Origin of the sequence: Enterobacter sp. ku-bf2, assembly GCF_001742765.1 — a bacterium.
Classification (GTDB): domain Bacteria; phylum Pseudomonadota; class Gammaproteobacteria; order Enterobacterales; family Enterobacteriaceae; genus Enterobacter; species Enterobacter quasiroggenkampii.
The window spans coordinates 875832-899381 of the sequence record NZ_MDVW01000001.1 but is presented as its reverse complement, the minus strand read 5'-3'; the positions used below and the strand labels follow the sequence as shown (position 1 = coordinate 899381).

At 54.1% G+C, this 23550-nt stretch carries 21 protein-coding genes; 10 read left to right on the top strand and 11 right to left on the bottom strand.

The features are described 5' to 3' along the window. Positions 1-83: 83 nt before the first annotated feature. Together ynfE and BFG58_RS04250 are read right to left on the bottom strand one after the other, a co-directional pair. Positions 84-2522 (bottom strand): selenate/tellurate reductase subunit YnfE, encoded by a 2439-nt coding sequence (gene ynfE, locus BFG58_RS04255; RefSeq protein WP_069719323.1) that lies wholly within the window; start codon positions 2520-2522, stop codon positions 84-86. 131 nt (positions 2523-2653) lie between these two features. Then, positions 2654-2923, bottom strand: a complete 270-nt coding sequence (locus BFG58_RS04250; RefSeq protein ID WP_069719322.1) for a DUF1161 domain-containing protein — start codon at positions 2921-2923, stop codon at positions 2654-2656. Positions 2924-3027: 104 nt separating this feature from the next. Between BFG58_RS04250 and BFG58_RS04245 the strand changes: the two genes are divergently transcribed. After that, positions 3028-3738: a YnfC family lipoprotein gene (locus BFG58_RS04245; RefSeq protein WP_072052294.1), complete on the top strand. Its 711-nt coding sequence runs from the start codon at positions 3028-3030 to the stop codon at positions 3736-3738. Positions 3739-3881: 143 nt separating this feature from the next. Here BFG58_RS04245 and speG read toward each other — a convergent pair whose 3' ends face one another. Further along, positions 3882-4442, bottom strand: coding sequence for a spermidine N1-acetyltransferase (gene speG, locus BFG58_RS04240; RefSeq protein WP_048030664.1), 561 nt, complete (start codon positions 4440-4442; stop codon positions 3882-3884). Next, entirely contained in the window at positions 4442-4780 is a 339-nt protein-coding gene (locus BFG58_RS04235) for a DUF1283 family protein (protein WP_023335541.1), read from the bottom strand. Before BFG58_RS04235 ends, speG begins: the two co-directional genes overlap by 1 nt. Before the next feature lie 152 nt (positions 4781-4932). Here BFG58_RS04235 and BFG58_RS04230 point away from each other — a divergent pair, with 152 nt between their 5' ends. The 5 genes from BFG58_RS04230 (at position 4933) to BFG58_RS04210 (ending at position 10743) form a co-directional block, all read left to right on the top strand. Then, positions 4933-5259 carry a YnfA family protein gene (locus tag BFG58_RS04230; RefSeq protein ID WP_021241222.1) on the top strand — a complete coding sequence of 109 codons (327 nt, stop codon included), beginning with the start codon at positions 4933-4935 and terminating at the stop codon, positions 5257-5259. A gap of 111 nt (positions 5260-5370) precedes the next feature. Next, positions 5371-6585 carry a D-mannonate dehydratase ManD gene (manD, locus tag BFG58_RS04225; protein WP_023292552.1) on the top strand — a complete coding sequence of 405 codons (1215 nt, stop codon included), beginning with the start codon at positions 5371-5373 and terminating at the stop codon, positions 6583-6585. A 14-nt stretch (positions 6586-6599) separates the two neighbouring features. Beyond that, positions 6600-7619 (top strand): Zn-dependent oxidoreductase, encoded by a 1020-nt coding sequence (locus BFG58_RS04220; RefSeq protein ID WP_069719321.1) that lies wholly within the window; start codon positions 6600-6602, stop codon positions 7617-7619. A gap of 73 nt (positions 7620-7692) precedes the next feature. Then, positions 7693-9060 carry an MFS transporter gene (locus BFG58_RS04215; protein ID WP_045910620.1) on the top strand — a complete coding sequence of 456 codons (1368 nt, stop codon included), beginning with the start codon at positions 7693-7695 and terminating at the stop codon, positions 9058-9060. A gap of 219 nt (positions 9061-9279) precedes the next feature. Further along, on the top strand, positions 9280-10743 hold the full coding sequence (locus BFG58_RS04210) for a mannitol dehydrogenase family protein (RefSeq protein WP_069719320.1): 1464 nt from the start codon (positions 9280-9282) through the stop codon (positions 10741-10743). Positions 10744-10786: 43 nt separating this feature from the next. On the opposite strand, the gene ydfZ is transcribed toward BFG58_RS04210, so the two are convergent. After that, complete coding sequence (ydfZ, locus tag BFG58_RS04205; RefSeq protein ID WP_014883679.1) at positions 10787-10990, bottom strand: putative selenium delivery protein YdfZ; 204 nt, start codon at positions 10988-10990, stop codon at positions 10787-10789. Between the two features lie 287 nt (positions 10991-11277). Here ydfZ and BFG58_RS04200 point away from each other — a divergent pair, with 287 nt between their 5' ends. Further along, positions 11278-11709 carry a universal stress protein gene (locus BFG58_RS04200; protein WP_024909093.1) on the top strand — a complete coding sequence of 144 codons (432 nt, stop codon included), beginning with the start codon at positions 11278-11280 and terminating at the stop codon, positions 11707-11709. 35 nt (positions 11710-11744) lie between these two features. Here the strand turns inward: BFG58_RS04200 and BFG58_RS04195 are convergent, their stop codons facing one another. Together BFG58_RS04195 and ydfG are read right to left on the bottom strand one after the other, a co-directional pair. After that, positions 11745-12431: a GntR family transcriptional regulator gene (locus BFG58_RS04195; RefSeq protein WP_008502405.1), complete on the bottom strand. Its 687-nt coding sequence runs from the start codon at positions 12429-12431 to the stop codon at positions 11745-11747. Positions 12432-12522: 91 nt separating this feature from the next. Further along, complete coding sequence (gene ydfG / locus BFG58_RS04190; protein WP_023292548.1) at positions 12523-13269, bottom strand: bifunctional NADP-dependent 3-hydroxy acid dehydrogenase/3-hydroxypropionate dehydrogenase YdfG; 747 nt, start codon at positions 13267-13269, stop codon at positions 12523-12525. A 142-nt stretch (positions 13270-13411) separates the two neighbouring features. Here ydfG and dcp point away from each other — a divergent pair, with 142 nt between their 5' ends. Continuing rightward, positions 13412-15445 (top strand): peptidyl-dipeptidase Dcp, encoded by a 2034-nt coding sequence (gene dcp, locus BFG58_RS04185; protein ID WP_069719319.1) that lies wholly within the window; start codon positions 13412-13414, stop codon positions 15443-15445. Positions 15446-15510: 65 nt separating this feature from the next. Here dcp and BFG58_RS04180 read toward each other — a convergent pair whose 3' ends face one another. The 4 genes from BFG58_RS04180 to BFG58_RS04165 all read right to left on the bottom strand — a co-directional run bounded on the left by BFG58_RS04180 (position 15511) and on the right by BFG58_RS04165 (position 21822). Then, on the bottom strand, positions 15511-15999 hold the full coding sequence (locus BFG58_RS04180; protein WP_162270758.1) for a LuxR C-terminal-related transcriptional regulator: 489 nt from the start codon (positions 15997-15999) through the stop codon (positions 15511-15513). Between the two features lie 94 nt (positions 16000-16093). Beyond that, positions 16094-19720 (bottom strand): autotransporter outer membrane beta-barrel domain-containing protein, encoded by a 3627-nt coding sequence (locus BFG58_RS04175; RefSeq protein ID WP_069719318.1) that lies wholly within the window; start codon positions 19718-19720, stop codon positions 16094-16096. 11 nt (positions 19721-19731) lie between these two features. After that, positions 19732-20901 (bottom strand): autotransporter strand-loop-strand O-heptosyltransferase, encoded by a 1170-nt coding sequence (locus BFG58_RS04170; protein WP_069719317.1) that lies wholly within the window; start codon positions 20899-20901, stop codon positions 19732-19734. Positions 20902-21024: 123 nt separating this feature from the next. Continuing rightward, positions 21025-21822: an EAL domain-containing protein gene (locus tag BFG58_RS04165; protein WP_069719316.1), complete on the bottom strand. Its 798-nt coding sequence runs from the start codon at positions 21820-21822 to the stop codon at positions 21025-21027. 349 nt (positions 21823-22171) lie between these two features. On the opposite strand from BFG58_RS04165, the gene BFG58_RS04160 reads away from it, so the two are divergent. After that, a complete protein-coding gene (locus tag BFG58_RS04160) occupies positions 22172-22981 on the top strand; it encodes a winged helix-turn-helix domain-containing protein (protein WP_069719315.1) in 810 nt (269 codons plus the stop codon). Continuing rightward, positions 22965-23450, top strand: coding sequence for a hypothetical protein (locus BFG58_RS04155; protein WP_063621522.1), 486 nt, complete (start codon positions 22965-22967; stop codon positions 23448-23450). Before BFG58_RS04160 ends, BFG58_RS04155 begins: the two co-directional genes overlap by 17 nt. Positions 23451-23550 lie beyond the last annotated feature (100 nt).

The window sequence follows — 23550 nt, the reverse complement described above, 5'->3', positions numbered from 1 at the left end:
TTGTTCGCGCGGAGAGTGTCCGCGCGACTGTGTTAACCGATAATACAAATCATAGAATAAACCACGGCCACGCCATTCACTCGCTACACCTTCTCGATCTGCACAAGATTGGTGTGCTGCGGGTTGCCTTTTGCCAGCGGTGAAGGGCGGTGCGTGGTCAGGGTGTTGATGCATGAGCCGTGATCGATGCGATCGCCAATCATATTGGCGTCGTGCCAGGCACCCTGGCCCATAGCGCTCACGCCGGGCATGATGCGCGGCGTCACTTTTGCTTCAATTCGTACCTCGCCGCGTTCGTTAAAGACGCGCACCGTATCGCCGTTCTTAATGCCGCGTTTTTCAGCATCGACAGGATTAAGCCAGACCTCCTGGCGACAGGCGGCTTTCAGCACGTTTACATTACCGTAGCTCGAGTGGGTACGGGCCTTAAAGTGGAAACCAAACAGCTGCAGCGGGAACTGTGCGCGCTCGGGCGCATCCCAGCCGTCGAAGGTTGATGCGTAGACGGGCAGCGGACTGATGGTCTCATCTTTTTCCAGCTCCCAGGTGGCCGCAATCTCCGCCAGCTTGCTGGAGTATATTTCAATCTTACCCGATGGCGTTTTCAGCGGATTGGCTTCCGGATTTTCGCGGAATTTTTTATAGGCCACAAAATGGCCGTTCGGATCTTTACGCTTGTAAATGCCCATTTTTTTTAGCTCGTCATAGGACGGCAGATGAGGGTCTTTTTCGAGCATTTTGGCATACAGATACTGCAGCCACTGTTCCTGCGTCCGTCCTTCGGTGAATTTCTGATGGATATCCGGCCCGAGGCGTTTCGCCACTTCGCTCATGATCCAGTAGATGGGCTTGCGTTCAAATTTCGGCGCGGTCACGGGTTGAAGGAATATCAGGTAGCCCATGTTACCCGCATAATCGTTAGGAATGATGTCTTCCTGTTCGACGGTCATCAGGTCTGGCAACACGATATCGGCATACTTCGCTGACGACGTCATGAAGTTATCGATGACCACAATCATCTCGCACTTGCTTTCATCCTGCAGGATATCGTGGGTTTTATTGATATCGGAGTGCTGGTTGATGAGGGTATTGCCCGCGTAGTTCCAGATGAACTTAATCGGCACGTCCAGCTTATCCTTGCCGCGCACGCCGTCGCGCAGGGCGGTCATCTCCGGACCGCGGGTGATAGCGTCCGTCCAGCTGAAGCAGGAAATTTGCGTTTTGACCGGGTTATCCGGCAGCGGCATACGTTCGATGGTGATGGTGTAGGTGGACTCACGCGCGCCGCTGTTCCCGCCGTTGATCCCCACGTTCCCAGTCAGAATAGGCAGCATCGCGATGGCACGGGACGTCAGCTCGCCGTTTGCCTGGCGCTGAGGTCCCCAGCCCTGACAGATGTAGGCCGGCTTCGCGGAGCCGATTTCGCGGGCAAGCTTAACGATGCGATCCGCCGGAATGCCGGTGATGCGTGAGGCCCACTCCGGCGTTTTCGCCGTGTGGTCATCACCCTGGCCGAGAATATACGCTTTGTAGTGAGCGTTAGCGGGCGCGCCTTCCGGCAGCGTTTTTTCGTCATAGCCGACGCAGTATTTGTCGAGGAACGGCTGGTCGACCAGGTTTTCGTCGATTAACACCCAGGCAATACCCGCTACCAGCGCGGCATCGGTACCCGGACGGATCGGGATCCACTCATCTTCACGTCCGGCTGCCGTGTCGGTGTAGCGCGGGTCGATAACAATCATGCGCGCGTTGGACCGCTCGCGGGCCTGTTCCAGATAGTACGTAATCCCGCCGCCGCTCATGCGCGTTTCTGCCGGGTTATTGCCGAACATGACCACCAGTTTGGTGTTTTCGATGTCCGAGGTGCTGTTGCCGTCGTTACTGCCGTAGGTGTAGGGCATCGCGCAGGCAATTTGCGCCGTGCTGTAGGTACCGTAGTGGCTCAGGAAACCGCCGTAGCAGTTCATCAGACGCGCCACCAGCGAAGCGTAAGGGGAGGAGCGGGTGATATTGCCCCCGACAATCCCGGAGGAGTAGTTGATATACACCGCTTCGTTGCCGTAGTCGGCCACCACGTCTCTCAGACTGGCGGCGATCGTGTCGAGCGCTTCATCCCAGGTGATGCGTTCGAACTTACCTTCGCCGCGTTTGCCCACGCGCTTCATCGGGTAGTTCAGACGGTCAGGGTGATTGATTCGGCGGCGAATTGAACGTCCGCGCAGGCAGGCGCGCACCTGATGGTTACCGTAAATATCCTCACCAGTGTTGTCCGTTTCGACCCAGTACACTTCGTTGTCACGCACGTGCAGACGCAGCACACAGCGGCTGCCGCAGTTGACCGAGCAGGCGCCCCACACCACGGTATCTTCAGGCGGCTGGACGGCGTGCTTCACCGCCGCGGCGGCGCTTTTTAAACCAAAAGGCAGCGAGATCCCACCAGCGGCAAGCGCCAGAGAACCTATCGCCGTAGATTTCACGAGAGTTCGACGGCTAATTCCGCCGTGATGTTCAATATCGGACATGGCTCACCCCATCATTATAATTGCGTATTATTTTTCCCGAAATGATATCCGGGCTAATGATGGGGTGAGTGTTACTTATTTGGGGGTATTAAATCTTAATCCTCATCAAATCAAAGGGGATTGAGGGTCAATTACTGAGCTTCAGCTGCCGCACCGCTGCCTGTGCGGGTGTATAAAATTTTGAAGGTGTCGTTGGCGCAGTGGCCTACTACCTGCGTGCCCGCCTGGTCGGCCTGGTCGTTCGGCACAATGCTCAGCGTAAACCCTGATTCAGGCACGCCGTTGTTGATAATCTTCTGCTGAATGTCGCTTTTCACGCGCTCGCAGGAATCCGGTGCCGCCAGTGCGGCCGTTGAGGCACTCATTAACAGCAGGGCGGTAATCCAGGGTAACCGTTTCATCTGTAGCTCCTTTTCTCTGTGTAGAGATTAATTTTAGCAGGCTTCGTGTAAACAACTGTATTTGCTAATATGATTGGGAATAATCTCCCTGTACGGTAATAAATGTGAAGAAATACGCAGCGATAACGCTACTGGCAGCAACACTGATGGGGTGCGACAACAGCTCCGCGCCGCTGTCGTTTACGCCCGAGATGGCGAGTTTTTCAAACGAGTTTGATTTTGATCCGCTGCGCGGACCGGTCAAAGACTTTACCCAGACGCTGTTCAACGAGAAGGGCGAAGTGTCAAAACGGGTCACTGGCACCGTCTCGACGGAAGGGTGTTTCGATACGCTGGAGTTGCACGACCTAGAGGCCAACACCGGCGTGGCGCTGGTGCTGGATGCCAATTACTATCTCGACGCAGAAACCCAGCAGCGCAAAGTGAAGCTGCAGGGGAAATGCCAGCTGGCCGAACTGCCGTCAGCCGGGGTGACGTGGGATACCGACGACAACGGTTTTGTGGTGGCGGCGCATGGCAAAGAGATGGAAGTGAAGTATCGCTACGACGCGGATGGCTACCCGCTGGGCAAAACCACCGTCTCCGGGGATCAGCATCTGTCCGTCCAGTCGACGCCGTCTAAAGATCTTCGCAAAAGAATGGATTATTCGGCAGTGAGCATGTTGAATGATAAGCCGCTGGGCAACGTGAAGCAGAGCTGCGATTACGACCGCCACAATAACCCGGTGAGTTGCGATCTGACGATCACGGACGACAGCGTCAAACCTGCCGTTGAGCGCAAGTACACCATCAAGAACACGATTGAATATTACTGAGAGTAACGTGCATTTTGTACGTTTCGCCCGGCGGCGCTACGCTTGCTTGGGCCTACAATGAAGCACCCTGTAGGCCGGGTAAGCACAGCGCCACCCGGCAAGAAAGACAGCGCAATGGTTCATGACAAGGTTTGTCATCAATCTCACTGCGCGGTAGGTTTCAGCAGGCTGGCGCCTGACGGTTTGTGTCCGGCCAGGTGCTGATGCTGGAAAATGCACATGCGGATGGTGTTGCGGTATTCACCGTTAATAAAGAACTCGTGAATCAGTTCGCCTTCCACCATGAAGCCCAGCTTGCGGTAGATATGGATCGCTTTCTCGTTCTCTTTGTCCACAATCAGGTAAAGCTTGTAGAGATTCAGAACGTTGAATCCGTAATCCATTGCCAGCTTAGCCGCCCGTGACGCAAGGCCTTTTCCCTGATGCTCAGGGGAGATGATGATCTGAAACTCCGCCCGGCGGTGAACGTGGTTGATCTCAACCAGCTCCACCAGCCCGGCTTTTTCACCTTCACACTCCACCACAAAACGACGTTCACTCTGATCGTGAATGTGCTTATCGTAGAGATCGGAAAGCTCGACAAACGCCTCGTAAGGCTCTTCGAACCAGTAGCGCATCACACTGGCATTGTTGTCGAGCTGGTGGACAAAGCGCAGGTCCTCACGCTCCAGCGGACGGAGTTTAACGTCGCAGGACACCGACATTATGGGGCTACCGTGCGGCCAGTGCGGCGATCCAGGCAGCGCAGGGTGTTAGGCTCCCAGTAGGCATTGACGTTTGCACTTTGCTGACACTTATCGCGCGCGTCAAAAGCGACATCTTCTTTGTCCCACTCTTTTTCAGCACGTTTGTTGACCTTCTGACGAAGGTTACGGGTGTCATTCCATTGTTCTTTGTCCATGGCGGCGTTCTGACGGCTTTGCGCGCTGTCACCAGACTCAATAATGAGCTTGCTGGTTTCCGCTGTCGCAGAGGCGGCAAAGGCGAACGATGACAGCGCCAGCAGGGCTGTCAGACAAAGGCGTTTGCTTAATGTGGTCATAGCGTTTCCTTTTAAATGGGTGCAGATAATCAAGTTACCCCGTACAGATTCTACACTAAAGCGAAATGACGGCATACCCGCGGAGCAAGTATGGAAAAGTAAAGGGCATCATCAGGTATGATGGTTAAATAAATCCTCACCTGACGTGAAAAATGCTTAAAACGACGCTGCTTTTTTTTGCCACCGCGCTATGCGAAATCATCGGTTGCTTCCTGCCCTGGCTCTGGCTGAAGAAGGGAGGATCCGTACTGTTGCTCATCCCGGCAAGCGTCGCGCTGGCCCTGTTTGTCTGGCTGTTAACGCTGCATCCGGCGGCCAGTGGGCGCGTTTATGCGGCTTACGGTGGCGTGTATGTCTGCACGGCGCTGCTGTGGTTACGCGTGGTGGACGGCGTCAAACTCAGCGCATACGACTGGGCCGGGGCGCTGATTGCCCTGTGCGGTATGCTGATTATTGTGGCGGGATGGGGGCGCGCGTAAGCCCCCTGGTTTTGTGATCGTCAGCTGATTTTATGATCATTATACTTGTATGGTAGTAGGGTTGATGGGTAAATTTCCAGCATCACAACGAACGATGTAAGGAAAGGAATTATGAAGATTGTCGCGGCTGACGTGTTTGTTACCTGCCCGGGGCGGAACTTTGTCACCCTTAAAATCACCACCGATGAGGGGATTGTCGGTCTCGGTGACGCTACGCTAAACGGACGCGAGCTCTCCGTGGCCTCTTACCTGAAGGATCACCTTTGCCCCCAGCTGATTGGCCGCGATGCGCACCGCATCGAAGACATCTGGCAGTTCTTTTATAAAGGCGCCTACTGGCGTCGCGGTCCGGTTACCATGTCGGCCATCTCCGCCGTGGATATGGCACTGTGGGATATCAAAGCCAAAGCGGCCAACATGCCGCTCTACCAGTTGCTGGGCGGCGCCTCCCGGGAAGGGGTGATGGTCTACTGCCATACTACCGGCCACACCATTGACGACGTGCTGGAAGATTACGCCCGTCATAAAGAGATGGGCTTCAAGGCGATCCGCGTGCAGTGCGGCGTGCCGGGCATGAAAACCACCTACGGCATGGCCAAAGGAAAGGGCCTGGCCTATGAGCCTGCGACCAAAGGCGACTGGCCGGAAGAGCAGCTCTGGTCTACCGAAAAATACCTCGATTTCACGCCGAAGCTGTTCGACGCGGTGCGCAGTAAATTCGGCTTCAATGAGCACCTCCTGCACGACATGCACCACCGCCTGACGCCAATTGAAGCGGCGCGCTTCGGCAAGAGCATCGAAGCATTCCGCATGTTCTGGATGGAGGATCCAACGCCTGCGGAAAACCAGGCCTGCTTCCGCCTGATCCGCCAGCACACCGTCACCCCCATTGCGGTAGGCGAAGTGTTTAACAGCATCTGGGACTGCAAGCAGCTTATCGAAGAGCAGCTTATCGACTATATCCGCACCACCATTACCCACGCGGGCGGCATTACCGGGATGCGTCGCATCGCTGATTTTGCCTCGCTCTATCAGGTGCGTACCGGTTCACACGGTCCGTCGGATCTGTCGCCCGTTTGTCATGCCGCCGCGCTGCATTTCGACCTGTGGGTGCCGAACTTTGGCGTGCAGGAATACATGGGCTACTCCGAACAGATGCTGGAAGTCTTCCCGCACAGCTGGCGCTTTGATAACGGCTATATGCATCCGGGCGATAAGCCGGGGCTGGGCATTGAGTTTGATGAAAAGCTGGCGGCGAAATACCCCTACGATCCGGCCTATCTGCCGGTGGCCCGCCTTGAAGACGGCACGCTGTGGAACTGGTAAGCGAGGAGCGAACGATGAAAAGCGTAGTGATTCAGCAGCCAAACCAACTGGTGATTGAAGAGCGGCCACACCCGGAACCAGGCGCAGGCGAAGTCCGCGTGAAAATCACGCTGGCAGGTATCTGCGGGTCGGACAGCCACATCTATCGCGGGCATAACCCGTTTGCGAAATACCCACGCACGATCGGCCACGAGTTCTTTGGCGTGATTGACGCCACAGGCGAAGGGGTTGACGCTGCCCGCCTGGGCCAGCGCGTCGCGGTTGACCCGGTGATCAGTTGCGGACAATGCTACCCGTGCTCCGTGGGAAAACCGAACGTCTGCACCTCGCTGGTCGTGCTGGGGGTGCACCGTGATGGCGGCTTCAGTGAATATGCGGCAGTGCCTGCTCAAAATGCCTGGGCCATTCCGGATGACATTCCCGATCGACACGCCGTCATGGTTGAGCCCTTTACCATCGCCGCCAACGTAACGGGGCAGGTGAAACCGACGGAACAGGACGTCGCGCTGATTTACGGCGCTGGCCCGATGGGACTGGTCACCGTGCAGGCGCTGAAAGGCGTCTATAAGGTGAAGCAGGTTATCGTGGTTGACCGCATAGACGAGCGCCTGGCGATGGCGCGGCGCTGCGGCGCGGATTGGGTCTTTAATAACGGCGAGCAGTCGCTGCAGGCCGCGCTGGAGGAAAAAGGCATCAAACCGACGTTAATCATTGATGCCGCCTGCCATCCATCTATTTTGCAGGAAGCGATAACCCTGGCCTCGCCAGCGGCGCGCATCGTGCTGATGGGCTTTTCCAGCGAGCCGAGCCAGATTGTTCAGCAGGGCATTACCGGCAAAGAGTTGGCGATCTTCTCCTCGCGCCTGAATGCCAACAAATTCCCGGTCGTCATCGACTGGCTGAAGAGGGGGCTGATCGACCCGGAAAAACTTATCACCCATACTTTTGACTATCACCACGTAACAGACGCCATCGAACTGTTTGAGAAAGATCAGCGGCAGTGCTGCAAAGTCTTACTCACGTTCGGCCAATAATCATTTACGCGATTAAGAGCCTGCGCAGACAGGCTCTATGTGGTTCGCATCTTACCTTTCAGAGATAGCCATCATGACACAAGTACAACCGCAACGATCCACCGCCGATCTGGTGAAAGCCGCCGTTTCCGGCTGGCTTGGCACCGCTCTGGAGTTCATGGACTTTCAGCTTTACTCGCTGGGGGCCGCCCTGGTCTTCCATGAGATCTTCTTCCCCGAACAGTCTGCCGCGATGGCGCTGATCCTGGCGATGGGGACCTACGGCGCAGGCTATATTGCGCGCATCGTCGGGGCCTTTATCTTCGGCAGAATGGGCGACAGCATTGGCCGTAAGAAGGTGCTGTTTATCACCATCACTATGATGGGGATCTGCACCACGCTGATTGGCGTCCTGCCGACCTACGCGCAGATCGGGATTTTTGCCCCGGTTCTGCTGGTGACGCTGCGCATTATTCAGGGTCTGGGCGCCGGGGCTGAGATCTCCGGGGCCGGAACCATGCTGGCGGAGTACGCGCCGAAAGGAAAACGCGGCATCATCTCCTCGCTGGTGGCGATGGGCACTAACTGCGGGACGCTGAGCGCCACGGCGATCTGGGCCATCATGTTCTTTGCCCTTGACCGTGAACAGCTGCTCGCCTGGGGCTGGCGCGTGCCGTTCCTCGCCAGCGTCGTGGTGATGATCTTTGCCATCTGGCTGCGTATGAATCTCAAGGAGAGCCCGGTCTTTGAGAAAGTGAACGATGCACAAACTGTGCAACCGGACACGTCGCTGGGTTCCATGGTGAAAAGCAAATCCTTCTGGCTGGCGACTGGCCTGCGTTTCGGCCAGGCGGGCAACTCGGGGCTGATCCAGACCTTCCTTGCGGGCTATCTGGTCCAGACGCTGTTGTTCGATAAGGCCATCCCTACCGATGCGCTGATGATCAGCTCCATTCTCGGGTTTATCTCCATCCCGCTGCTGGGCTGGCTTTCCGATAAAGTGGGGCGCCGTCTGCCGTACATTATTCTCAATATCTCCGCCATTCTGCTCGCCTACCCGATGCTGTCGATCATCGTCGATAAGAGCTATGCGCCTGGGACGATCATGCTCTCTATCATCGTTATCCATAACTTCGCCGTTCTGGGGCTCTTCGCGCTGGAAAATATCACCATGGCGGAGATGTTTGGCTCGCGAAATCGCTTTACACGTATGGCCATCTCCAAAGAGGCGGGCGGTCTGGTGGCGGTGGGTTTTGGTCCGGTGCTGGCAGGGATTTTCTGCAATATGACCGGTTCCTGGTGGCCGATTGTTGCCATGCTGGTGGCCTATTCCGTGATTGGACTGGTCTCGGCGATCCTGATGCCGGAAGTGCGCGATCGTGATTTGAGCGCGGCGCATGACGCAGCTGAGTCTGCGCCAAAAGAGACGGTCGGTTACGGCGCTGTCTCCTCGCGACGCTAGTGGTTTATAGCTTGCGTGACTTATCACACAACTTTGTTTTTATGTCACACCACATGACCAAAAGTTAATATAAATCAAAATCTCAAACGGCAGTATCAGTATGGTTGATGGCAGTAATTTTTTACCCCAACTGCCATTCTAGTTGGTGTAGTCAGCAGGCGCTGCCGCTTCAGAAAGAGCGGCAGCGATCCACAGCTTTCTAATTAACGAGTCTTAATCATGGAAAATACCTTATTACAGGCCAATGCGACGCTGCCTCAGTACGATCGCGACAGCCTTAAAGCTCGCATCGTTCATTTAGGCTTTGGCGCATTTCACCGGGCGCATCAGGCAGTGTATGCCGATATCCTCGCCGCTGAGCACGGCAGCGACTGGGGCTACTGTGAGGTTAACCTGATTGGCGGTGAGCAGCAGATTGCCGATCTGAACGCGCAGGATAACCTCTATACCGTGGCGGAAATGTCTGCCGATGCGTGGACCTCCCGCGTAGTGGGCGTGGTCAAAAAGGCCCTTCATGCGCAGGTTGACGGGCTGGAGACGGTGCTGGCGGCGATGTGTGACCCGCAGGTCGCGATTGTCTCTCTGACCATCACCGAGAAAGGGTACTGCCACTCGCCGGCGACCGGGCAACTGATGCTCGATCATCCGTTTATCGTCGCCGACCTGCAAAACCCGCACCAGCCAAAATCTGCGCCGGGTGTCGTCGTGGAAGCGCTCGCGCGCCGTAAGGCGGCAGGTCTGCCGGCATTTAGCGTAATGTCCTGCGACAACATGCCAGAGAACGGTCACGTGATGCGCAATGTCACCTGCGCGTACGCCCGTGCGGTAGACGGTGAGCTGGCGGACTGGATCGAATCCCACGTCACCTTCCCGTCAACCATGGTGGATCGCATCGTGCCTGCGGTCACCCCCGACACGCTGGATAAAATTGAGCGGCTGACCGGCGTGCGCGATCCGGCGGCGGTGGCCTGTGAACCGTTCCGCCAGTGGGTGATCGAAGATAACTTTGTGGCAGGGCGTCCTGCGTGGGAAAAAGCCGGGGCCGAACTGGTGTCGGACGTGATCCCGTTTGAAGAGATGAAGCTGCGCATGCTAAACGGCAGCCACTCATTTCTGGCCTACCTGGGCTATCTGGCGGGCTACCAGCATATCAACGACTGTATGGAAGATGAACATTACCGCATCGCCGCGCACGCGCTGATGCTCAACGAGCAGGCGCCTACGCTGAAGGTCAAAGGCGTCGATTTAGGACGCTATGCCGATCTCCTGATTGCCCGCTACAGCAACCCGGCCCTGCGCCATAGGACCTGGCAAATTGCGATGGACGGCAGCCAGAAGCTTCCGCAGCGCATGCTGGATTCCGTGCGCTGGCACCTGGTGCATCAGAAGCCTTTCCCGCTGCTGGCGCTGGGCGTGGCAGGGTGGATGCGCTATGTCGGCGGCGTGGACGAGCAGGGTAATGCTATTGACGTAAGCGATCCGCAGCTGGCAGTGATTCAGGCGGCGGTTAAAGGCAGTGCGGAAGGGGAAAGCCGGGTCAAGGCGCTGCTCGGCATCGAGGCCATCTTCGGCAAGGAATTACCGCGTGAAGCCGTCTTTGTTGATGCGGTGATGAAGGCGTACCAGACGCTGCTGCAAAAGGGTGCGAAAGCGACCGTGGCACAGTACGTGTCTCAACGGTAATTCAGCACATGCCGCCGTTCGCGGCGGCATGTCTGCGCACCGTTTAGTGCATACCCAGGCGAATCAGCTCAATCGGTTCGAACTTACCTTCGCATCCTTCCACTTCAACCGTTTTGCTGCGGCGCACCTGCGCGGCATCCAGCCCGTCGCTGTGGATCGCTTTAATCACGCCAGTTTTGCCCGTGCCGCTAATCATGACGCGGCTGCCGGTGGTGATTGCATTGCGGTTACGGTCGTATGTCATCATGGTATTTTCTCCTCTCTAACCTGTTCGTTACGGCGTTATTTCAGGGTTGCCGTTCACGGAGCATATAAATACGCCTGTCTGCATCACATGTTTTTGTTTTTGATCAAACTCACACTTTTTTCTTTATTGTGCCGGGCGCTGACGGTTCACGACAGCAATTGACAAAGCAGACCGTTATTTTCATTTATTGATAGTTTCAGCAGGGAAGCGTTGAGGGTTGGTTTATATTCCCGGTGCCATTCTGGGTACAGGAAATAACCCTTTCATCGGAATAAGGAGTCAAGCTTATGTATAAGAAGATTTTGATGCCTGTTGATGTGTTTGAAATGGATTTGAGCGACAAAGCGGTTCGCCACGCGGCAAACCTTGCGAAGGCAGAGGGCGCCTCGATTACCCTGGTCAATATTCTGCCGGCCAGCAGCCGCTCCCTGCTGCGCGGATTTAATGCCGATATTAAAAAGTTCGAAGAGTATATGACCGAGGAATCCGGTAAGAAAATGAACGCGTTAAAAAGACTGTTCGATATCTCGCCGGAGAAAATTGACAGCCTGGTGCGCTTTGGCAACGTCCGCGATGAAATTATCAGGCTGAGCAAGGAGGGGGAATATGACGTGATTGTCATTGGGTCGAAAAATCCGGGCATCACCACCCATCTGCTGGGATCAAATGCGGAATCTATCCTGCGCTACGCCACAATTCCGGTGTTAGTCGTTCGCTAAACCTATCGCCGCGTCCGAAAGGGGGCGGCGTAATATTACTCTTCGCTAAACCACTCGCTATTTTCCTGACGAATCAGCTGCACGGATTCGCTAATTTCCTGCAGATGCAGCGTCATCGCTTTTTCCACGCCGTCCGGGTCGCGTTTTTCCAGCGCGCTGAAAATATCGTGATGCTGTCGGAGCAGCATTTCCGGCGGGGAGACGTGATCGAGACTCATATAACGCACGCGGTCGATGGTGGCCTTGATGTTTTCGATGGTGTCCCAGGCCAGCTGGCAATCCGCAATCTGCGCCAGTTTCTGGTGGAATTCATCATCAAGCTGGAAGAAATCATTCAACTGCTTACGGTCAATCGCAATCCGCTGCTGATGCAGGTTTTGCTCCAGCAGGTAACACTGCTTGTCGTTGATGAGCGTTGCGGCACGGCGCGCCACCGCGCATTCAATGGCCTGGCGAACAAAACAGCCGTTGCGCACCTGAGAGAGTGAAATTTTGTTCACGTAGCTGCCGCGCTGCGGGCGGATCTGAATCAGACCGTTTTCCGCAAGCTTAATAAACGCTTCACGCACCGGCTGACGGGAAACGTCAAAACGCACGGACACCTCTTTTTCAGAAAGCGGCGTTCCCGGTGGGATCAGGCAATGGACAATGTCACGTCGCAAAATGCGATAGATTTGCTGGTTTACGGGCTGGGTGGGATTGAGTTGCGATTCAGCGGCCATGAGTTGTCATTTCTCAGAGAGTTAGCCTGAACATACTACCATTCTTTTATAACCCGAAACAGACCCGGCCCGCAGGCCGGGAAGGGCAGCGTTAGCCACGATGGACGCTAAGACCGGCAAAACTCTGGCTGACCGGCATCATTTCTACGGTATTGATGTTGACGTGTTTTGGCAGCGTCGCCACCCACCAGACCGTTTCGGTGACATCTTCCGGCGTCAGGGCGTTCGCGTTTTCATAGGTTTTGTCTGCTTTCGCGTCATCGCCTTTGAAACGCACATTGGAAAACTCGGTGCCACCCACCAGGCCCGGCTCGATGTCGGTGACGCGAATGGCGGTGCCGTGCAGATCGGTCCGCAGGTTAAGGCTGAACTGGCGCACAAACGCTTTCGTCGCCCCGTAGACGTTACCGCCTGCATAGGGCCAGCTTCCGGCGGTGGAGCCGATATTGATAATGTGGCCACGATTGCGCTCAACCATGCCCGGCAGCACTGCGCGGGTCATGTAGACCAGCCCTTTGTTGTTGGTGTCGATCATGTTTTCCCAGTCTTCCACGCTGGCTTTGTGGGCAGGCTCCATGCCCAGCGCCAGACCGGCATTGTTGACCAGCACGTCGATGGCGCGCCATTCTGCTGGCAGATTTGCAATCATCTCTTCGATCGCCGCGCGGTTACGCACGTCCAGCTGCGCGGTCAGAATGCTGTCGCCTAGTTCGTCCTTCAGCTCCTGCAGACGTTCCTGACGGCGGCCGGTCGCGATAACCTTGTGCCCGTTGGCGACGAAGCGACGCGTGATGCTTTCACCAAAACCTGCCGTTGCCCCGGTAACTAAAATAATCATCTCACTGTTCCTCAACGCTTTTTGTGTTGTACTAACATAGCACGGCCGCAGAGGGTGCGTTAAGGCAACATTTGTATGACAGCGTTGCAGGGGAAGGCGGCCTGGCCTACTCTGGGAGGATACCCGTACTCAGGAGCGAAAGATGACGGCCACGAATCCCTTTTTTAACATCAGCCTGCTGCCTTACCAGGCCCCCCATTTTGATGAGATCAACGACAGCCACTATCGTCCGGCCTTCGATGAAGCCCTTCGCCAGAAGCGGGCGGACATTGACGCGATTGTCGCTCAGGCCGCTGCGCCTGACTTCGCTAACACCGTGCTGGCGCTGGAGAAAAGCGGCGCTTTGCTCGCGCGCGTCAGCAGCGTGTTCTTCGCCATGACTTCCGCGCACACCAATCCGTATTTACAGGAGCTGGAGGAACAGTTCTCCACCGAGCTTGCCGCGCTGGCAAACGATATCTGGCTGAATGACGTGCTGTTTGCCCGCGTGGAGACCGTCTGGCAGGACCGTGCCGCGCTGGACACCGAATCCCGTCGTCTGGTCGAAGAGACGTATCAGCGGTTTATTCTGGCCGGCGCGCGTCTGAATGAGACAGAAAAGGCCGAGCTAAAGGCGTTGAATACCGAGGCGGCCTCCCTGACCAGTCAGTTTAACCAGCGTCTACTGGCTGCCGATAAAACGGGTGGGCTGGTGGTGGATTACGCGCACCAGCTTGACGGGCTCAGCGCCGGTGAGATTGCTGATGCGGCGCAGGCTGCCGCGGAGCGAGGGCTAAACGATCGCTGGCTGATCCCGCTTTTGAACACCACCCAGCAGCCCGCGCTTTCCGCGCTGCGCAATCGTCAGACGCGCGAAAACCTCTTCAACGCAGGCTGGACGCGTACCCAGAAAGGGGATGAAAACGATACTCGCGCGCTGATCCTTCGTCTGACGGCGCTACGTGCGCGACAGGCCCGTCTGCTGGGCTTTGAGGATTACGCCAGCTGGAGCATCGCCGATCAGATGGCGAAAACCCCGGCCGCCGCGCTGGAATTTATGCGCGGCATTGTGCCTGCCGCTCGCGCCCGCGCGGAACGCGAGCAGGCGGATATTCAGAAAGTCATCGACGACGAGCAGGGCGGTTTCACCGTGGAGGCCTGGGACTGGGCCTTTTATGCGGAGCGCGTGCGCCAGGCAAAATATGCCCTTGATGAGTCACAGATCAGGCCCTACTTTGCGCTCAATACCGTGCTGCAGGATGGCGTATTCTGGGCAGCCAGCCAGCTGTTTGGCATTCGCTTCGTCGAACGCTTCGATATCCCGGTGTACCACCCGGACGTCCGCGTATGGGAAATTTTCGACCACACCGGTGAGGGCATGGCGCTGTTTTACGGTGACTTCTTTGCCCGTGATTCCAAACAGGGCGGGGCATGGATGGGGAATTTCGTCGAGCAATCCTTCGAGTTTGCTGCCCGTCCGGTGATCTACAACGTCTGTAACTATCAAAAACCGGCGAATGGCGGTGTCGCGCTTCTCTCCTGGGATGACGTGATTACCCTGTTCCACGAGTTTGGCCATACGCTGCACGGTCTCTTTGCCAGCCAGCGGTTCGCCACGCTTTCCGGCACCAATACGCCGCGTGATTTTGTTGAGTTCCCGTCGCAAATCAACGAGCACTGGGCCAGCCATCCACAGGTGTTTACCCATTATGCGCGCCATTACGAAACCGGGGAGCCGATGCCGGACGCGCTGCGGGAAAGCATGCTCAACGCGACCCATTTCAACAAGGGTTATGACATGACCGAACTGCTGGCTGCCGCGCTGCTGGACATGAACTGGCATGGCATCGGCGAGGCCGTTTCGAGCGTGGAGGATTTTGAAGCGGCTGCGTTGAAAAAAGAGGGGCTGGATCTGCCTGCCGTGCCGCCGCGCTACCGCAGCAGCTATTTTGCCCATATTTTCGGCGGCGGCTACGCGGCGGGGTATTACGCCTACCTGTGGACGCAGATGCTGGCTGACGACGGCTATCAGTGGTTTGTTGAACAGGGCGGCCTGACCCGTGAAAACGGGCAAAAATTCCGCGAGGCGATTTTGTCCCGTGGTAACAGCACGGATTTAGCTGAACTGTATCGCAACTGGCGCGGGCACGATCCGAAGATTGAGCCGATGCTGGGGAATCGTGGGTTGAGCGCGTAAAACCGCCGTTAGCAAATAACAGAACCGGGCTTCGCGCCCGGTTTTTATTGTTTTTCCCGCAACGACTATTCGAATTCAGAATGAATAAATTGCCTGACCTGAAGTATCGAATTCAGGTTAAGTTTTTGCCCAATATTATTGGTGTAGGTATAGACAGTCTTGGGGGACAGGTAAATTTTTCTTGCAGCAGCAACCGTGTCATCAGTATCCAGAAGGGCGAAAAGTGTCTTTTTCTCCTGTTCTGAAAGCATGCTAAGACTTCTGCAGCGCGCGATGTGGTTCAACGCATATTCTGATGAATACGTCCGACCGCCCGTAAGCTGCTTTCGAAACTCCATAAAGCACGATTTCCTGTAGATTGTCACAAGCGGTTCGAGAACTCTTGAACTGACATCCTTGCCACCGATGAAGATCATTTCATGCTTTTCAGTGAGTTTCTTTCTTTTCAGAAGGTTGAAAATGGCGCCCAGGCTTCGGAATGATTCAATATCTACGACGCAAACCTTTCTGCTGGGGGACGCTTGCTGAAGGATGACAGACAGCGCTTTATTCAAGAAAACATCTTTCGTCAAAATTATGTGAGGCATAAACATAACCAAAACATCTCAGAACAATGTGAAAAGGGGCCCTAAGACCCCTGTGGTAACATCAGAATCCGATACGAACACCTGCCACACCCTGGATCGGTGTTTCGATTTGGCTGCCCTGACGATAATTAGCCTCACCGTACAAGGTTACGTCTTTGCCAACATTGACTGAAGCGCCCAGACCGTACTTGCCTGATGTGCCTTTGACGTTGTTATCAAAGCGATTGCGCTCATTGATCGTGACGTCGTTTGAGTTAGCAAACTCTTGCACCACCGCAGCTGACAGATAAGGTTTGAACTCAGTCGAGCCAATATTGAACTTCCCGGCAATCTTCGCACCGGCTTCACCCGTGACAGAACGTGGAGTGCCCGTGTTGCCTTTCATGCCGTTGCTGAGTTTCACATCCTCACTGGTCATCTGAACAAACGCCAGGCGTCCATAAGGCGTGATGCTTACGTCATCTTTGAGATCGAACTGATAACCACCTTCAACGGCGGTACTGAGTGCATATTGCTTCCAGTCACCGCCGGTTCTGCCCCCGTTGGTCATAACCGCTCTCAGTTTGTTGTTAAGACGGTTACCTTTCACGACACCGTCAGCGTAGAACCCGCTGGCGTCAAACCACGTGGCATACAGGCCGAGGCCGTAGCTGTCGATTTTGCTTGTGCCGCCGCGGGCATGCTTCACTTTGTTATCGCTAAAGGACATGAATGTGCCAGTGACGAGGCTGCCTCGGTCAAAGTCAGTACGGGTATCAGCACCGATCTCAAGTCCGTTCTGGCTCAACCTATAGGCTGAGCCATTGCTTGTATCAATGTCACTTTTACTGCCGAGGTAGTGTCCCCATACGTTGCTTTCTGGTCCGGTTTTATCCAGACTCGCGCGATACGTGCGCAGACCATCTAGCTCGGAATGGACGACGTTCAGACCTGCATTGGACATGGCCAGAATGGCATCAGTTGCAGGTGTGGTCATTGGCTTCTTACCTCCATTTCCGTTACCTCCTGCGTTGCCGTTGTCACCACCGCCCGGGTTCTCACCGCCCGGGTTCTCGCCGCCCGGGTTCTCGCCGCCCGGGTTCTCACCGCCCGGGTTCTCGCCGCCCGGGTTCTCACCGCCCGGGTTCTCGCCGCCCGGGTTCTCGCCGCCCGGATTTTCGCCGCCAGGGTTCTCACCGCCAGGGTTTTCACCGCCCGGGTTTTCACCGCCCGGGTTCTCACCGCCACTCCCCATGGCACCCAGATACCATACGTTACCGCCGGTGAGGCCGTCCTTATCCTGCTGGCTGTACAGGGTGTACATATACGTGCCGCCATCCACGAATCGGGTGCTTCGCCCGGATGCCGTGACCATTTCAAAGTCAATGTCACCGCCTTTCTCGTGGATGAGGTTCAGCGTCAGGTCAGTGTGGTCTGATATCTCCTTACCGGAGTCAGCCACAGCAATACCAAACTGGCCTGTGCCCTGTTCGATAGTGACGAAGTTGCCTTTACGGTCTGCGAGAGAGGTGTTCAGGAGGAAGTTCCCGGTGCCGCTCAGCTCCGTAATCGTCAGCTTCGCGAATTCACCGTCGCTGTTGCGCAGGAAGTTGACGTTGCCGCCGACCATGGTGAGCTTACCAACCTGAGCCGTGTCCGGGCCGGATATGGCATCGGAAAGGTCGTTAACAGAAAGGGTACCTCCCTGGATGTTTACGTCCGTTGCGAGAGAGCCGGCATTCATCAGCAGTTCGCCACCGACGTTTACTCTGGTTTCGCCGTCGGCCACTGCTCCGGCCCACAGCCACGACTGGCCGCCATCAATAGTGGTATCAGTGATTGTGCCGAAGACCTTCTGTTGGCCATCACTTTTGATGGTAGTAGAGGTGGCTTTGCCACCAGCGGAGACATACTGAGCACCGCCGCTGCTGATTATGGTCTGATTAGCCTCACCTGTGACCTCCTGCTCACCACCACTTTTTATCGTAGTATAGGTGGCCAGGCCGCCAGCATGGACGTACTGACTGCCACCATTGTTGATGGTTGTAGAGGTGGTAGTGCCGAAGACGCGCTGCAGACCATTACTGTTGATGGTAGTAAAAATGGCTGCACCGCCACTTCCTAAGGTCTGCAAGCTCCCACTATTGATGCCGACACTGGTGACCGTTCCGCCCTCCCAGATAATCTGTGAGCCACCATTCATTGTGACATCTGTAGCACTACCGCCACTGCTGACGTACTGAACACCACCGCTGTTGATTATTGTAGAGGTAGCCGTACCGCCATTGGAGACATACTGATAACCATCACCGTTAATTATCGTAGAGGTGACTAAACCGCCATCAATGAACTGAACACCACCGCTGTTGATAGTAGTGGCGGTGGCAGTGCCACCCGTGGAGATATACTGCTGACCCTCCGTCATGATGGTGGTGAAGGTTGCTGAACCGCCACTGGAAACATACTGTCGACCACTACTGTTAATGGTGCTGGAGGTGGCCAGGCCACCACTAGAAATTAGCTGAAAACCACCGCTGTTAAGGGTGGTGTCAGTGGCCAGACCACTACTGTATACGTGCTGCTCTCCGGCACTGTTGATGGTGGTGAAGATGGCAGAGCCACCACTGGAAATATACTGTTGACCACCGCTGTTGATGGTTGTGGTGGTTGCTGCGCCGCCAGCAGTGAGTCGCTGTTCGCCACCTCTGTTGATGGTCGTAGAGGTGGCTGTTCCTCCATCGGAGATACGCTGCGTGCCGCCGTTAATAATAGTGGTGGTTGCCGTGCCGGAGACGAACTGTACACCTCCGTTGATAGTGGTGGAGATAGCCTTACCGAAGACATCCTGTTCACCGTCGTTGATAGTGGTTAAAGTGGCCTCACCATAGACGTTCTGAAAACCACCATCTATGGTCGTGGCGGTCGCCGATCCGCCTGCGCTGATGAACTGTATTCCCATTGAATTGATGGTAGTAGAGGTTGCCGAGCCAAGTCCGTCTACGTTTTGTCGACCGCTATTTATTATTGTTTCGAAGGCCGTGCCGCCAATGAGGACGTTCTGAACGCCAGCACTATTGATGGTAGTAGAGGTTGCCGAACCACCACTGGAGACATACTGATAACCACCACTATTTATAGTCGTAGAGGTAGCTGAGCCGCCACTGGAGACGTGCTGATTACCCCCGCTGAGAGTAGTAATGGTGGCAGTACCGCCATTAAAGATGGTCTGCGTGCCACGGTTGTTGATGATAGTCGAATAGGACCAGCCTCCATCATAGACGTTCTGGTTGCCGCTGTTGTTGATGGTGGTGACATTGGCCATACCGCCGCTAGAGATGCGCTGAGAGCCGCCGCTGTTGATGATGGTGGCAGTCGAAAAACCGCCACTGGAGACGAGCTGAGAGCCACCAGTGTTGATGGTAGTGGCAGAGGTATAACCGCCACTGGTGATGAACTGACTACCACCGCTGTTAATGGTGGTAGAGTTGGCCGTATCGCCTGCATGAATACCCTGTATACCCGTTACCGTCTCACCTACATAATTCGCAGCCATGACCGATCCGGAAGGCAGTAATATGGCCCCCAGCAGCAGCGCCAGTGCGCTTTTCTTCGGCGTCAACTTCGGACGACCGGACCCGGTCGCAAGTTCAGAAGTTACCACCCACTGCTGGCGCGACTCGCACCAGACCGTGGTATATATCTTGTTCATATTTACGTCCTTTACTTATCAACTAATCCTGAATGCAGACGGTCCACCATGCCGATAACCTGACGACCGGTTATCAGACTTGTGCACTCGTACTGTCGGGGGGTGTTCTTGTGATGCGGACACCACAAAAAATCCACGTGGTCAAAATCAACGGACGTGTCATCCCAGCAGCCGTTACAGCCATGGCTGCTGAACACCCTCCAGGGGGTGTAAAATTCACTGTTGGGAAGACTGAATCCGCTGATTAACACCACCGGGATACCGGATGCCCAGGCAAGCCATGACAGCCCGCTGCCCAGACCAATAAAGAAGCTCGCATGCTTTAACAGGTCCACCCGCTCCTGGAGCGGGATATCGCCTGTAAAGTCTTCGGCGCCATGCGGAATGTGGTTCCAGATAAAGCCCTGGCCGTAATGCGCCTGGCGATCAATGCAAAGCACCCGGTATCCCAGAGATTTAAGGTGGGCGACGACCTCAGCCCAGCCATGGCCGTTGTTCCAGTACTTCGCCTGGTTGGTGGACTGCGCGGCGATACAGACGTACGGCTCCGCAATTTTCCGCTCCGCATCCAGCTTCAGGCGGGGAGGGCACTCACGCGGATCCACCCCGAGGATGTAGCCGGCATTGCGGTGGAAACCGACCTTCCTGAAATCGATGGGCTGATGAGTGGTGTCGCCCTTAAAGAAAAGGCCGATATACCAGGACGCGTAGGGATTTTCCGTCTGGAGAGCGTCCTTTGTGGAGAATGTGATCTCTGGGTACTGCGCGCTAAGCAGTTCGATGATTTCCTGCCCCATGACGCACTCAAGCTGACAGCGGTGCAGTTGGCGAAAACGCTCTGCGTAATGGAACCAGCCAAGCATGTCGCCAAGCGTCCCCGTCGGGAAAAAGATGACGACGGGCTTGTCCTTCATATCCAGCGTTTCATCCAGGACCGGGCTCATCGATCCCTGGTGGAATATCTGAATGCGGAAGCGGACGTAATATTTTTTATTACTGGTTACCCAGCCACCTTCTGAATCACAGCTGAAAAGAATATTACCGCTGTCGTCGTCCATTAAAATAACGTGCCATTTTCCTTCCGGAAGCAAAACGCGCGCGCCATAGTTAAAGTCATAAAGAATTCCGTCCGGTCCTGTCCAGGACGGAAGCTCTGGAGGGTTTGGGAAGTTAGCTGACATATATAATTTGTCCTTGGTGGCAATTTTAAATTTGTAATGATCAGGTGGAATGCACTACTGTTATTTAAGTAATGCTTTTTCATAATTGATTGCGAATTGCTGTGTTTACGCTTTTGAAAAGTGTTATATGTGCGAGCAAAACTCGCGCATGCTTACAGGTTTTGAAAATAGATAACCTTGAAAAATACTCACTCCTTTATCTTTCAAAAGAGATAGTTGTTCTTTATCTTCTATACCTTCAGCAATAACATGAATTTGCAATCGCTCTGCGAGAGCTACAATGGAATCAATTACCGCGGAATAGATTAATGATCCATTGCTCGCAATTGTGAGGCATTTATCAATCTTGAGTGTTGAGAAACCTGCATGTTCAATGTATTTGAGACATGAACTTCCGCTGCCGAAATCATCAATCGCAAATCGCACACCTGACTCAGTAAGTTGCTGCATAGCCTCGAGTGCAAAGTCGTCCAGGTTCATTGTTCCACGTTCGACAATTTCCAGTGTGACAGCAATGCGTCCGTCGAACACTTTCTTAAAGTCCCTAACTGCTTCAATAACTCTTGAAGAGTTCAACTGTCTCGCACAGATGTTGAAGGAGAGATAAAAATCATCAGGTAGCGTTCCTTCGTAGTCTTCAAAAAATGTTTTAACATCAGACATCAGGCTGCATGTGACATCATTAATCACCTCGCATGATTCCATTGCAGAGAGGTATTTTTCGGGAGAGTGGTAAATCCCATCTTTAAGAAATCTAAGTAATACTTCTCCGCCTACAATTTCATCGCCCTTACATACCGGCTGGATGAAGGGAACAAATTCAGCGCCGGTCAGTTCCGCTGATAAGATTTTTTCTCTAATCAATGTACGGGCTTTGATGAAGAAACGTTCTGCCTTAATGAGCATTTTGGTGCTTATCATAATGTCGCTCCTTATCTACTGGATTCGCTACCCGGGGTACCACTTCTTTCTTCTTTCCCCGAACTGTGAATGGCGGTAGGTAGGATGGCTGCACCTGAAGAATAAGAACCTGCTCATTCACTTCTGCGAGAAATCCTATCAACTAAAAATGTTGTGTAGATACATGTATTGATAATTTATCAAAATACAAATTTATGTTCTGTTTGATGTTGCATTTACAAGTAATAAGTCTACTGAAGACGTTGTCACGTCTGGCTGTGCTAAGATGCGAGAAAGAAGTTAATGGGTTTTCGCAGGTTGGATAAACGTGAGGATCCATTCAATTACCATCATGGATAAGGAGTCAGAGATGGTTTTTGTGATTGATAATAGGGTTTTTTATCGCTCTGAAGATGGTGCCATATGGCCATCCGGAGACGAGGGCTCTACTGTCATTCTGACCCTGACAATGAAGAGGCTATTAACATGCCTTCTCGAAAAGCATGGTCAAGTCCTGACACGGAATGAACTCCTGGATAATGTCTGGGATGTTCATGGCTTGCGCTCATCGAATCACACATTAAATAAATACATTTCAGAACTGAGAAAACATTTCGTCCAGTTAGGTATTACCAATGAATGTATTACCACAGTGCCTCGGGTCGGCTTTATGTTTAACAGCGATATTGACGTCAGGGATATCACTGAATCTTCGATTGCTGATGGACGACTCAAAGAAATTGAGAAGTCGGAGGTAATAACTCTAGTCCACCGTACGGCGTTAGTGGGTAAGTACAGGGCTCTTCATTATACGCTGGCACTGATTGTGCTTTTAATCAGCGCTACGTTAGTTGTGCCAGGTCTCGTAACTCCGTCGAAAGACTTAATGGAAATAAAACAGATTAACCCCCATTTCTTGTTTAACTACGACACCTGTCCTGTCTATACAATCCAGAGTAACTCTGCATCCCTGTCAGAGCAAAAAAAAGAACTTTTTTTAGAACTGGCTAACTCAAGTCATATTCAGTGTCTGGAAGGCACATCTTTTCTCTATCAGGTTTCAGAGTCCTATCTGTACGGCAATAAGGGGAGGGCGTTTATCAGTCGATGCACGCAAAAAAATAATAATTACATCTCCTGTCTGAATAACTACTGGAGTGGTTATGAACGCAATCAATAAGAAAACAGGGATCCCTGCCGTAATTTTACTCCTCATCCTGGCGTTTTCGGTCTGGTTCTATGTTCACATGCGTCATAAACAGAGTGCGTTAAGTGTTAACTGTTCCACAATTTTACGTTATAACCACTATGAACCTGATTTCATCGCTACGCTGGAGTTTGTTTTCCGTTTAGATAAAAACCACGAGGGTCAGGCTGTCCTGTCGGGGAATATCCAGTCAGACAAAGGCGTTCATGTCATCTCACGTACAATTCTCTTTAGCTATGAGGTGAACAGACCCGGTGAGATTGCCCTTACAGATACGCGCTACGTTAAAAATCTACGTGATACAGCTGATGATGACAGTTTTAAAAGCAGCTTCTTTTATGTTCCCGAGGGAACCGTTCGCCAGCTGAAGATTGAACCTGCAGGTAATGGCTGGCTGATTGGCAATCTGCAGTCGCCATTTGCGCTTTGCGTGAACAGGTAAGGCAGGTCAGGCATTGTGAACCTGCTCACATTCCTGAGTAGCTATCTGTCAGGAGCGGCTCATGGTGTTGGCTTAAAAAACCGGGCGTTACGCCCGGTTT